This window comes from Pseudomonas syringae pv. tagetis (genome assembly GCF_022557255.1).
In the GTDB taxonomy this organism is placed as follows: domain Bacteria; phylum Pseudomonadota; class Gammaproteobacteria; order Pseudomonadales; family Pseudomonadaceae; genus Aquipseudomonas; species Aquipseudomonas caricapapayae.
Map to the genome: position 1 here is coordinate 4,053,425 of NZ_CP092923.1, position 12,458 is coordinate 4,065,882.

Consider the following 12,458-nt stretch of genomic DNA (forward strand, 5'->3'; position numbering starts at 1 on the left):
AGGCTTTAGCGCAAGGGCTGCAATGAAAGTCGCCAACCGTCGTCAAGCGATACTTGAACTGGTTCTGTCCGGCAAATCCAATGTGGACGAGCTGTGCGCCCAACTGGGCGTCTCGGAAGCCACCGTTCGGCGCGACCTGACCGCTCTCGCCGAGGAAGGCCTGATTCTGCGCACCTATGGCGGCGCTGCACACGTTGGCCATCGCGAACCGGAAACCTCTCTGGAAGAGCGCAGCCGCCAGCACAGCCAGGAAAAAATGGACATCGCCCGTGCCGCACTGGCTCATATCAACGATCACGACACCTTGTTTCTCGAAGGCGGCACCAGCACCAGCGCGCTGGCGCACATTCTCAACCAGCGGCGCGGGCTGCATGTGATCACCAACAACCTGCTGGCACTGGGCGATCTGGCGTTGATTCCCGACGGGCGAATCACCGTTCTGGGCGGCACACTGCGGGCATCAAGCATGTCGACCTATGGCGTGGCGGCGCAGGCCGCGCTGGAACACCTGAGCGCCGACAAACTGTTCATCAGTGCCGACGGTGTGGTGGCCGAACTGGGTCTGTGCGAGGCCAGTGCCGAACAGGCGTACCTCAAGGAAAACATGCTGGCGCGCGCCGCTCAGGTCTTCGTGCTGGCCGACATCACCAAACTGGGCCGCGCTCGTCAGCAGCACTGGACACCCTTACGCCAGCCCTGGACGCTGATCACCAACCCGGTAGACGACGAGTCCCTGCTTGCGCCGTTCAAGGCGCGCAAGAGCATTCAGGTGGAAATTGCGTTGCCTGGCTGACTTCACACTCGTGGCAAAAAACTGCGATGTGCAAACTCTTGCGCATCGCATGGCCGTTTGAAACCGGCCACGCCCCATACACAAAGCCCTCCAGCACCTAAACGAGCTTTCGCATAGACGCGCAGAAGCCTGCGCACTATTTCGCATGTTTTGCCTGAAAATCGAGCCATCTTTCGATCTTGAATCTCTATCTATCTGTTTTTATTAGATAAAAACATTATCGGCATACATCTTGGAATGCACTTCTGCATACCGCGGGCGAGACGGCCCGCTTCTGCGCAGAGAACGCCCCGCATGACCAATAAACACGGCACACACCGGCAACGACGTGCTGCACTGTTCCCCAAGACACCCGCCACGGCCACCAGCCTGTGCCCCTTCAGAGGCCCTAATGTCGCCATCGTACCGGTGCGCTACGCGCTGGATCGCTCCCGTTACGATGCCGCGCCCGATACGCTGAAACCGCTGCTCAAGGCCAGCAAATGGACGCTGATGCCGAGCCTGAAAACACGCAGCTATACCCTTCGCCAACTGTACGATGGCTATGTCTATGTGTTCGACGAAACGGCCGGGACCTTTCATGAGTACGTTTCGTCAGCCGCCAATGGCCATCTGAGCCGCATCGTCTGGACAGACGCGCAGATCGGCAGCGACCGGCGAAGCGGTGCCGACGATGGCAAACCCTTCCTGTTCTATCCGCGAAACAACCGGCTTCACATCGCTTTTTCGCCGCAGCAATGGACGTGGCGCATCTGCGAACACCTGCGCTCGAACCCTGCAAGCCGTGCGTCGTGGATGAAGTCCCTGGACCTGAAGCGCTACTGCACGACCATGGCCGAGCCGGATACCTTGCCGTTGAACCGTATCGCCGAAGCGGTGGCGGACATCGACAAGGAGTATGTGGTCGATGATGACCGGTTTGCAGACTCGGCGATTCCTGCATCGCAGGCCTCCAGCGAAAAAAACCAGCCGCTGTTTTCGCCAATCGGCGCTGACGTCTTCTGGCAAGGCAGCGTCGACGATCAGGACAGTTCCCTGCTCATTGCTTTGGATGACCCGCTGGCAATTTTCGACGATCTGGGCATGCAGCTGGCGGCCGATCAGGCCGCTTACCGCAACTGGCAAGCCGAGCACGAACACAAGGTACAGATCGCCCAGACCGTCACCACGCTATGTGGCGCAGAGAGCGAACCGGAGAAACTGCCTGCATCGGTGCGCGGCAATGCGGCGCTCACCCAGCAGTATCTGGGCGAGCTCGAAGCTTACTTCGAGCAGTGCATCCTTGAGCAAGCGCAGATCAACAGCAGTAACGTTCCCGGCGATTTTCTGCTGATGCCGGACATGTTCAAGAGCCTGGACATGCGCAGATCGATTGAAATGCGTTACGGCAGCGCGCCCTCCGACGAGGCCCTGCAAGCCTGGAAAGATCGCCACAAATGGCGGCGCGAGGTCGATCTGAGCGGTGCGCGTCAGTATCTGCAACAGCACCTGCCAGCCGGAGACGCATTGCTGCAGCAGGTGCGTGACACGCAAAGCGATTTTCAGCGTTGGGCAACCCATATCGGTACAGACCCGCTCAAGCTGTTTGTCGATACCACTCACCCTGAAAGCCTGCTGTACCTGCAAACGGTCATGCTCAACCTGCAGATCATCTACGCTCAGGACAAAGCCGCCAGCGCCTGGCTCGCCGAGCAGGAAGCCAACGCCACTACGCTGTTCGGCAACTTGCGCTACGGCTTCTCACCCGCGCTCAAACACGCGCTGCACCAGGAGGCCAACGCGCTGCTGAACGGCCTCGGCGACGTCACCAACCTGGCCACCCGCATCGGCGAACTTAACGGCGCACTCAATCACCAAGGTTTTGCCGACAAGCCGTGGATGAAGGCGCTGAAGCAGCCCGTTCAGGACACCTTCAAAGCCCTCGGCCAACTGGCCAGCGGCGCAGGCAAGGCGACGCTCGAAAGTGTCCTGCTGGCCTGGGTGCCCATCGACAGCCGCCTGACGATGGGCAAGCAGCAGAACACCGTTGCACTGATTCGCACCCTGTTGATCGGTCAGATCCTGCTCGACTCGAAGGCGCGTATTGCGATCGATCAAAAAATGCTCGCGAAACTGAAAACCTGGATCAGTGAGTGGCAGGTACTCAACAAACAGATCAGCGCAACCCGTCGCAGCTGGCTCTACCCAACCGCTTACAACCCCCGCAAAAGCATCGCCAAGCACCTGCGCGCCCTCGAGAACAAACTTCGCCTCCACGAACTGAGCATGCCCGCCCTGCTCGACTTTCAGAACAACCAATACGCCAAGCAGTTGCAGGACGAGATTCGCCTGCACTTCCAGTCCGGCAAAGCCATCGCCAAAGACTGGCTGAGCACCGCCAGGCGCTGGCTCGATGGACTGGGAGGGATTGCCGGCTCGCTCACCTGGGGCGTAATCATGCTCAACTTCATCAACACCGCCTTAACCTATCGCGACCTTACTCGGGACGGAGACTTCAGTGCCAAGGACATCGGCAAGGTTATGTATGGGTTGGGGTATAGCTTGAACCTGTTGATGGCTGTATTTGTTGAAGCACCGTGGGCGGTGATCAGTACGGCGAAGCCTCTTTCCATTGGCGGCTATGACATAGGCATTCTTGATAAATCGGCGACTTACTGGAAAGCACGGGGCAATGCGGTTTGGGGTGATGCTATACGTGGGTTTAGAGGTTCGATGGTGGCGATGGGTGCGTTTGGGATAGCGGCGGCCACATTAGAGTTAATAGATATCTACGACGATCTGACTAAAGCAAAAACAACTGAAGAGACAATTAGCGCACGTATAAAATTTGGTTCAGTGGGCCTTATGGCAGCAGGCAGTATATTCCAGCTTGCTGCAGGAATTTCTCCCGGAAGCTCATTCGCATTGATTGCAATGAGCTCGTGGTTTAGTGTAACCATCTTGCTAATAGGCGCGATTTACTTATTGGCCACTATGATGTTGAACTACTTCAAGCAAGACAGTGTTGGATGGTGGCTGCGAAGGTGTAGCTGGTCCAAATCAATAAATTACCATTACGCAGTAGATGCAGGTGGTCAACTTGAAGAAAAGCTTGCTCTGCTTACGATACAGCTTAGCCCTCAAATTCATGTAAAAAGCACCACACATGACAAAAACCATTATTTTGGTCGAGATACGCCCTACCATGCTCCGGAACAATACGGTGCCGGGATACAAATTCTTCTGCCAAGCGCAGTGCGCGGACAATCAGTACATTTCAATATCATCAGTAGTAAACGTCCGTTAGGCGTTCTGCCTGTAACAAAAGTGGATGAGCCGATACTCTACCCTTTTCTGGAAAGAGGACAATTCAAGGAGGTCGGGCAATTCAAAAAGCTTGTCAATCAGCCTGCTCGCAAAGCCCAAGAAGATTTCACATTTCCACTTATGCCCCCTGAAGGTGAAGACGTTGTGTGGGAAACCTGGGTGCCTCTTGAAAAAGACGCAACGTATCTAGAACTACAAATATGGTATCCCGACGGCCTGATAAAACCAGGCCAACAGGATGTAGGCTACCTGTTTCAACTGGAGCCTAGTAGCAAAGGAGGCACGGCAGTCGACGGATTGGCAAACACCGAACTCGAAATAAAAACATTCAGCCGAATCAGCGCTTTGACACTTGAAATAGCGGAATAACATTCATGATTAAAAAAGCGGCAGTCTCCGCCTTGAAAAAGCCAACAACAAACGTTATTGGCAATTCAGATAATACTGAAGAAATCAGCCCTTACCTATCTGGTAAAGATATTTTTAACTGGTCATTGAAAACCATAGCGAGATCCCCCAGTGAAATATTTTGGACTCAGTTAGGCACGATATTGATATGCGCACTGCCCATGAGCTTCTGCATATGGCTTGGCCGGGATGTCTATCTAGAGACACCCTCTGAGGCACTTTTTCTGGTGTATACATTCGCGGGCGCCGCGTTCTACCTTATTGCATTGATAGTCCGCCAAAAAACCATCTACAACTACACCCTGAAAACCGATGGCGCCACGGTCGAGTATTACCTCCACTACCCCGACTTCGCCTCATCTTTTTTCAAAGGCGTCGCCATTTTCGTCATGCTGGTATTCGTACTCGTCGCCATCCTGACCGGATCGTTGCTGTTTCTGGTCGGTCCGGTGGCGATGGCCTTCATCGCCGCCATCAAACTGCTGAATTGGGAAAACCCCGTCCACCATCGACAAACCGCCCCATGGCCACTGCACGAATTTGTCACGGTCGATTACACGCGTCTGATGGTCATTATCCATTGCGACGATATCACCACCGGCTTCGCCGCGCGCTTTCCCAGCAAGGAGTTGATGGACAAGTACCTCGCCTTCCTGAGCGAGGTACTTCCAGCGAACGTTGAATACATCGAAAAGGCGACCAACTGGTATCAGGGTTGACGCGACTCAGGCTTGAGCCAACGTCCATCGCAAGCCTGAGAAAGCGATCAAACCGCGATCGGCACAGTAAAGCGGAACTCGCTGCCCTCGCCCAGTTGGCTGTGCGCCCCGAGTTCTCCGCCGTGGGCCTTGATGATGCCTTGGGAAATGTACAACCCAAGACCGGTACCGGTCGGGTTGCCTTCTTTGACAGTCCAGTAGCGTTCAAAGATATGCGGCAGCTGTTCGGGAGGGATGCCCTCGCCGGAGTCACGAACGGTGAAGACGATTTCAGTGCCGTTGGACATCGCCGCCACGCCGATCTTGCCCAGTTTGGGGGTGAACTTGATGGCATTGCCGATCAGGTTGGACAGCACCTGGAACAGACGCTCCGGATCGGCCTGGACCTTGAGGTCAGGCTCGGCATTGAAGGAAATCTCGATGGACTTGTCCATCGCCAGCGGAGCCAGCAGAGTGTAGGCCTCCTCGAATATCTGGCTGACTTCCAGCGGCTGGGGCGTGATGGTGTAGCGGCCTGCTTCGATCTTCGAAGTGTCGAGCAGGTCTTCAAGCAATACATTCATGCGGCTGGCCGCTTGCTGCATGGTGTCGATTGCCGTGGAAATGCGCCGTGAGGTGTGCGGGCCATCAGAGCTGAACGACTTCTGCATCATCCCGCAGAGCATGGAAATGACCGTCATCGGGTTGCGCAGGTCATGGGACACAACCGCCACCAGCTCATCGCGGGCACGAACGGCCTGTTGCTCCTTGCGCACTTGACGGGCAAGGTCGTTCTCCAGCGCTGAGCGGCGCAGGTCGTTGGCTGCAAAGATGTCGCCATGGCTCCATTTTGTAGCAATCCCGGCCATTTCGACCTTCCAGATTTCAAACGACGTGCGCGGCCGAAGGCGCATGCCACCTTCCGAGCTTTCCATGTTCAGCGGCTTGTTCGGATCACCGCTCCACTGGACCGTTTCCTTGACTTCGGGACGAAACCAGATCACGCCATTGTCGACAGGCTTGGGCAGGCTCATGGCCAATACGCCACTGGCGATTGGCTGATAGGCCTGCGCAGGTGCATAGACACTGGAGAGATGATGACTGGCATACACTGGTGCGCCGCCTGCAATCATCCATGCGTGCAGTGCACGTATATCGGCGGGTTCCGGGCAGACTCCGTAACAGTGAGTTTGCCGGTCTTCGATGATCGCTACACCGGTCGCATCCACCAGATCCATCAACAGTTGCGGCTGCTGCGCCAAGCCATCGAAGACGTTTTCTTCGGACTGGGTCATGGCCAGGTGCAAATGCTCAAGCGCCCTGAGTTTTGCCTCACGCTGCCGGCTTATTTCCAGCGCTTCCATCGCGCTGATCTGTAACGACAGGACCTGACCGATCGCCTGGCAGGCGCTGCGCAGTTCGTGAGACACATATAACGGGGTGCGATGTCCGCAACTGATCAGCCCCCATAACTTGCCCCCTTGAATCAGCGAAACACTCATGGACGACAGCACGCCCATGTTCTTCATGTACTGGCAGTGAATCGGCGAAACGCTGCGCAGCGTCGAAAAACTCAGGTCCAGCTGTTCATGGGTGTCCGAGCGCAGTTGCGGCACCAATGGCACCGGGGTGTAGTCGGCATCGGGAATAATACGCAACCAGTTGCGGCGATACAGTTCACGCGCCTGCTCGGGAATATCCGAAGCCGGGAAAAACAGACCGTTGAAAAGCTCCATGGACGGCGACGACGCCTCGGCAATCACCTGACCGTGGCCCTCCTCTTCAAAACGATAGATGAGTACCCGGTCATAGCCGGTCATCTTCTGAATCTCTCGGACACTGACTTCATACAGCGTCTGCAGATCACTCGCCGCGTGCAGTTGGCGCAACATGCGCCCCATGTTGCCGGTGCGCTCGGAATAACTGACCGCTAGCGCGTCCTTGTCCTGTATCTCGAGTTCCAGAATCAGAACCCCCTGATTGCGGTGCATCAAGGCTTCGAACTCGACACCATTGACCGATAACAGCAGGCGTTGCGCGTCGATGAACGAATCATGACCACTGGCGCTTCTGATCACCTCGGCCCAGCCGGCACCCAGAACAAGCTCCAGGCCCTTGCCAAGGACCTGCTCGGGCGCGTGGCCCAGAACCTTCTCCAGATTGGCGCTGACTTGCAGGATCGTCAGCTCGGGCTCTTTCAGCGTAAACAGCACCCCATGGGGCTGAATGGCACCGGGAAACTGAATGGGCTCATCCGCACAATTGGCCAGAAGGACTTCAAAGGCGTCTTTGTCGAGTTGGCTCATAGCAGTACCTTTTGACCCTCGAGCCAGTGCTCGAAACATGCAAACGTGGATTGCGCCGCAAACGCTGCGGCGTCAGTAAAAGCAACGTCTCGCGGCACCTCATCCAGATGATTCAGAAACGCCTTCCAGCGAGGTCCGGTGTGGGCACCGTAGACATCGAGAAAGGCCGCTCCATTTTGTTCATCCAGGCCCAGGCGCTTGTTTATCTCGCGACGCAACACCTGCCCGCCCAGTGTTGCACCTTCCAGTACGTACATGACACCCAGACATGAACCGGGCGAATCAACCGCAGGCAACTGTCCGCAACGCGGAAGTTGCCTGATGTCCTCGTCAGACAGGCCCAGCGCACGCAGATCCTCGACCAGCATAGGCGTTTTGACCCTGTCTTCCGGGAGAAGCTCCGCAGGTATCAAGTCGCTGTCATGCAATACAGCTTCAAGCGGTGCATAAAAACCGTAATAGGCCTTGAGCAAGCGAAGGTAAAGCGCATGATCCAGCGTGGATGAAAAAAACGGCATGCGTTTTTCGAGTTTAACGTGCAGCTGACTCGTCTCAGCACGCAGTGCAGCAAGCACTTTCGGCGGGGTAACACAGGAAAAACTTGCCGGCATCCAGGAAGGCTCTTGAGTGTGCAGTAGACAGAAAACGCATCCGAGCGAAAACAGGTCGCCAAAATACAGATTCAAAGCAAAATCTGACAGTTTTTTCCGGTATAGGCGATGAAATACCACAATTCACAAGGAAAACAGCCAGCGTCAAAGAGCAGCTGTCTGCATTGCCCGACAACCTTTTCTTCAACGGATGACGATAGTCGAAAACCGAGCCTTGTACGTGTTTTATCCGTGCAGGGTTCACATTGACGAGCACTTTAACATCATCAATCCCCGATGCCATCATTACGCAAGCACACGGGCTCAACCGACGGCTTGCGCAATGCCCTGCAACCAGCCCTGCGCTCCCTTAGCGCACGTTCTGATACAGCATCATTCGTGAGGTCTCATGCAGACCGCGAGTGAGATCACGCAGACGCTCGAACTCTTGCGGGTTCTGCCCGGCGACGTTATCCAGCGGCGTGGGTGAAGACAGGTCGTGAAGCGTTGGCGAACTTCCATCGTGCTCCATTTGCAGCAGGTAGTTGCGCGTGACACCGCCGATCAGCGGAAACGTGCCTTCACGCAGCACCAGTGGCACTACACGTTCGCCTTCCGGAGCCGGCTGCTGAATGTCACGCCCCATTGTGCCGCTGGTGAACTCCATACCGGCCATCCCTGCCAGCGTCGGCAGCAGATCCGCAAGGCCGACCGCTTCATCGATGACCCGGGTGCCCAGCAGGCCTGGTGCATGAATCAACAGCGGAACGTTATTGCTCTCAAGCCCGAGTTGCTCGAATGCCGGTGCCATGTGCGGGATCTGGCTGATGCGTGTGTTGTGGTCGCCAAACAGCACAAAGATGGTGTTTTCGTAGTAACCGCCCGCCTTGGCCAGTTCCATCAGACGGCCGATATTGAAATCTAGCAGACGCACGGCGTTGTACTGTTCCACGCTACGGGAACCGGCGGCCTGGACCTGTTCCAGTGTCTTGTCGCTGACCTGAAAACCGTCATTGTCTTGCGGAATGGTAAATGGCCGGTGATTGCCAGCCGTCTGTACGTAGGCAAAGAACGGTTTGTCCGCTGGCAAGGCCCGCAGAATGCGGTCGCTCTCCTTGAACAGATCCAGGTCGGAAATTCCCCACACATCAACCTGCGGTGATTTCCAGTCGCGCTCGTCGTACAGGCGCACGTCATCGATACTGCGGCGGATCAATGCGTTCATGTTGGCCCAACCGGAGTTACCGCCAATCATGTACAGCTTCTCGTAGCCTTTGAAGTCATTGATGATGGTGTTTTGCCGTGTGAGCAGCGGATGACGCGTAGCGGTTTCCTGCCGGGTGACATCGGGCACGCCGGTAATACTCGCCCAGACAGTTTTCGCGGTGCCGGTCACCGGCACGTAGAAGTGTTTGAAAAACCAGCTTTGAGTCGCCAGGTGGTCCAGATTAGGCGTCGGGTTCAGCGGGTTGCCATAGGCGCCGACAGCGCTGGTGCCGAGGGATTCGAGCATGACGAACATGACATTCGGCGGCCGCTCGCCCTGCACTCGGTACGGCTGCACAGACTGGTGACGCTTGAAGTCCAAGGCCTGCGCATCGGGCTGGCGGACGCCCAGATAGTGTGCGACCAGAGCATAGTGCTCGCGCACCTGAGCTTCATCGAAGTGTGACTGAGAGACCTTGAGCGTGTCGTACAGGAACAGCGCCGGGTTGAGCCCCAATGCCGCCACCTGACTGTTGCCGGAGAAAAATGCATCGCTCCAGCGCAACGGTACGGGGTTTTCCAGATTGAGATTGTCGACCCGACCCAGCAAGCCGAGAAGAGTCGCACAGACCATCAGCGCCGATCCCCAGACCACGGACCAGCGTTTGATCGGCCGGGCCTTGCGGTCCAGAGTGATACGCTCAAGCCTGAGTAATGCCCAGCCGAGCGCTGCGACGGTCAGCAGCCAGACGGCCGTGATCCACAACAACGGATAAGTCTGCCAGAGCATGTCACGGGAAATCTGCGCATCTTCCAGATAGCGCATCACGCTGGCGTTGAGCCTGACCCCGAGATAGGCGTAATGACCAAAGTCGACGATATGAATCATCGTCAAAACAGCGAGCACTACAATCAGATAGCCTCGTGCGATCCAGCGCAGGACCGGCCTGCCGATCAGGTTCCAGCGCGGCAGCCAGAGCAGCACCGCGACTGGCAGCAGGATCAGCAGCGCCAGACGCAGGTCGAAGCGCATACCGATACCCAGTGTCTGTGCGACTTCGCCATGCGTGAACAGGGTGCCGGGCTCGACGCCGGAAAAACCGTAGAAAAACACCCCTCTCAATAACACCGACAACAGTAACACCAACGTGACCGCGCCCAGCCAATAGTGCAGGCGTCGCGATTGCAACCAACTCATTGTCATTCCTCTAAACATTGCCGGCAGACAGAGTGGCCGAACGGCGCGACTCCGTGGCCCGGCGATAAACAAAACGGACGGCCAGGCTCAGCAAGGCCCCGCAGCAATACAGGGCAAGAAGCGGGTCAATCAGGTAGTCCCAATAATTTTCCGACGGCTTGATACGGAACGTGAAGGCCAGCGTCGCGGCGGCCAGCATCACCACAGCCAGCGCATGCCGCATGAACACCAGCCCCAATGCGATAACGGCAACGATAATGATCATCGGCCGCGGATTGTAACCCCAGCGGTAGGGATCGAAGTACGTCAAACCCAGAGTGGCCGGATACAGCATCAGCGCCAGTGCGGCAAACACCAGCAACATGCCCCATGGCCGGGATACATCAATAGGCCGCAGCACACCCAGTCGCTGCAGGGTCAGCCAACCCAGTGCAACCAGGCTGCTGATTGCCAGATCATCGGTCAGGCTGCGAGCGTACGACGCCATCGACAACCCGTCGACCGAGATAACGCTCAGCACCGAGGTCGCTGTCAGCAGGCCGCAGCGCCACCATAACGACGCAGTCAGCGGGGCCAAAAGCACGAACAGGGTCCAGGCAAACGCCAGATGAGCCAATCCCAAAGCGATCATAAAAGTTGCTCCGCCAGCCAGGCCTCGTTGAAGCTGACATGTTTGATGAAGGTGTTATTCCATGAGTAGACCAAGTGATACAGGCCGTCCGGGCTGCGGATGAAATACGGGTATTCGTATTCGAAATCACACCCCTGCGCCGAACAGACACGCTGGTCCAGATTGTTCAGAAACTCGGCTTCCAGCGGCTGGCGACGAGTGCCGCTGGAGGCACGAAAGCCTTCACCGATGGCAGCTTTGTAGGCTTCCAGCGCGAACGGCGTGCCCAGCGGATCGGGCGACTTGTCCAGATCCGGCAGCGGCCGCCAGACCTTCATCTGCTCATCGGTGCTATACAGACTGAGCTTGAAGCGCCCTTCGCGCAGATCATTCAGCGCCACCAGCAAGCCTTTGCCCGGTACGCCGACGGCGGCCAGTGACGAGTTGGGGTTGCTGGGTGTCAGCGGTTGCGGCTCGCTCCAGGTCTGGCCGCCGTCTTCGGTACGACTGGCCAGTACCCGATGGAACGTCTCGCCGGCATAACGCAGCAAGGCTACGGCACGCTGGCCGTCCAGCGGCACGACGGTCGGCTGCAGAGAGTTCTTGCCGCGGCTGATGCGAAACTTGTCGATGACTTCGCCATCTGCGCTCAGGTACAGGTATTCGGCAAATTTGCCGAGAAACTCGTGATAGACCGGCAGGCCGATCGAGCCGTCGGCATGAAACACCGGCGCGCCACGCACCAGCGTGCTGATGTTCAAAAACGGCGATGTCACCAGCTGCCACGGCGGCGACCAGCTGGCCCCCATGTCGCTGGACACCATCGCATTGACCGTACTGCCTGCCCAGCCGCCGACCGAGACTGAAACATAAAACAGCCACAGACGGTTGTCCGGGGCCAGGGCGATGACCGGGTTGCCCAGTTTGCGGATGTATTTGCCGGTGCCCGACTGGGTGGACTCGCGTGTTGCCAGCACCTGCTCGCCGCCCCACTCACCGCTGGACGCATCGAAGCGCGAGGTGCGTATCTCGACGTCTCCCGCACCTTCGCGAGAACCGGCGAACCACACCGACATGAGGTCGCCGCCGGGCAACGCCGTCACCGCTGACGAATGCACGAAATCGTCCAGATCAGAAGACGCGAAACGTGCGATGTACGACGCTCGGGGCGCGACGCTTTCAGTCCCGGCGGGCGCGGCGTTCACGGCAAAGGCGGAGATGCGATGCTGGGGATGGCTTAACCATGCACTGAGAAAAATCGCTACAACCATCAGACCTGCGCTCCATGCAGCCTGGTTTCGGGAAATAACACGCATCGGAGGCATCACTGTGATGAGGGAAAA

8 protein-coding genes are annotated in these 12,458 nt (G+C 57.1%); 3 read left to right on the top strand and 5 right to left on the bottom strand.

Features of this window, described 5'->3' with window-relative positions; translation table 11 throughout:
- Positions 1 to 22 precede the first annotated feature (22 nt).
- The 3 genes from MME58_RS17970 to MME58_RS17980 all read left to right on the top strand — a co-directional run bounded on the left by MME58_RS17970 (position 23) and on the right by MME58_RS17980 (position 5,226).
- The gene (locus MME58_RS17970) at positions 23 to 793 is read left to right on the top strand and encodes a DeoR/GlpR family DNA-binding transcription regulator (protein ID WP_055007219.1); all 771 of its coding nucleotides are present in this window, start codon (positions 23 to 25) and stop codon (positions 791 to 793) included.
- A gap of 294 nt (positions 794 to 1,087) precedes the next feature.
- On the top strand, positions 1,088 to 4,468 hold the full coding sequence (locus tag MME58_RS17975; protein WP_241409104.1) for a toxin VasX: 3,381 nt from the start codon (positions 1,088 to 1,090) through the stop codon (positions 4,466 to 4,468).
- 5 nt (positions 4,469 to 4,473) lie between these two features.
- Positions 4,474 to 5,226: a permease gene (locus MME58_RS17980; RefSeq protein ID WP_233591002.1), complete on the top strand. Its 753-nt coding sequence runs from the start codon at positions 4,474 to 4,476 to the stop codon at positions 5,224 to 5,226.
- 47 nt (positions 5,227 to 5,273) lie between these two features.
- Here the strand turns inward: MME58_RS17980 and MME58_RS17985 are convergent, their stop codons facing one another.
- From MME58_RS17985 to MME58_RS18005, 5 genes are all read right to left on the bottom strand, one after another.
- The gene (locus MME58_RS17985; RefSeq protein WP_054987797.1) at positions 5,274 to 7,511 is read right to left on the bottom strand and encodes an ATP-binding protein; all 2,238 of its coding nucleotides are present in this window, start codon (positions 7,509 to 7,511) and stop codon (positions 5,274 to 5,276) included.
- Entirely contained in the window at positions 7,508 to 8,122 is a 615-nt protein-coding gene (locus MME58_RS17990; RefSeq protein WP_054987796.1) for a biliverdin-producing heme oxygenase, read from the bottom strand. The genes MME58_RS17985 and MME58_RS17990 overlap by 4 nt, the downstream gene beginning before the upstream one ends.
- Positions 8,123 to 8,471: 349 nt before the next feature.
- The gene (locus MME58_RS17995; RefSeq protein ID WP_055006743.1) at positions 8,472 to 10,505 is read right to left on the bottom strand and encodes an LTA synthase family protein; all 2,034 of its coding nucleotides are present in this window, start codon (positions 10,503 to 10,505) and stop codon (positions 8,472 to 8,474) included.
- Positions 10,506 to 10,515: 10 nt separating this feature from the next.
- Positions 10,516 to 11,136 (bottom strand): hypothetical protein, encoded by a 621-nt coding sequence (locus MME58_RS18000; RefSeq protein WP_055006744.1) that lies wholly within the window; start codon positions 11,134 to 11,136, stop codon positions 10,516 to 10,518.
- Complete coding sequence (locus MME58_RS18005; RefSeq protein ID WP_055006745.1) at positions 11,133 to 12,431, bottom strand: sialidase family protein; 1,299 nt, start codon at positions 12,429 to 12,431, stop codon at positions 11,133 to 11,135. Before MME58_RS18005 ends, MME58_RS18000 begins: the two co-directional genes overlap by 4 nt.
- Between the last annotated feature and the right edge of the window lie 27 nt (positions 12,432 to 12,458).

Coding starts and splice junctions, on each gene's coding strand:
- MME58_RS17970 (WP_055007219.1), top strand. CDS start 23: ATGAAAGTCGCCAACCGTCGTCAAGCGATACTTGAACTGGTTCTGTCC.
- MME58_RS17975 (WP_241409104.1), top strand. CDS start 1,088: ATGACCAATAAACACGGCACACACCGGCAACGACGTGCTGCACTGTTC.
- MME58_RS17980 (WP_233591002.1), top strand. CDS start 4,474: ATGATTAAAAAAGCGGCAGTCTCCGCCTTGAAAAAGCCAACAACAAAC.
- MME58_RS17985 (WP_054987797.1), bottom strand. CDS start 7,511: ATGAGCCAACTCGACAAAGACGCCTTTGAAGTCCTTCTGGCCAATTGT.
- MME58_RS17990 (WP_054987796.1), bottom strand. CDS start 8,122: ATGCCGGCAAGTTTTTCCTGTGTTACCCCGCCGAAAGTGCTTGCTGCA.
- MME58_RS17995 (WP_055006743.1), bottom strand. CDS start 10,505: ATGAGTTGGTTGCAATCGCGACGCCTGCACTATTGGCTGGGCGCGGTC.
- MME58_RS18000 (WP_055006744.1), bottom strand. CDS start 11,136: ATGATCGCTTTGGGATTGGCTCATCTGGCGTTTGCCTGGACCCTGTTC.
- MME58_RS18005 (WP_055006745.1), bottom strand. CDS start 12,431: ATGCGTGTTATTTCCCGAAACCAGGCTGCATGGAGCGCAGGTCTGATG.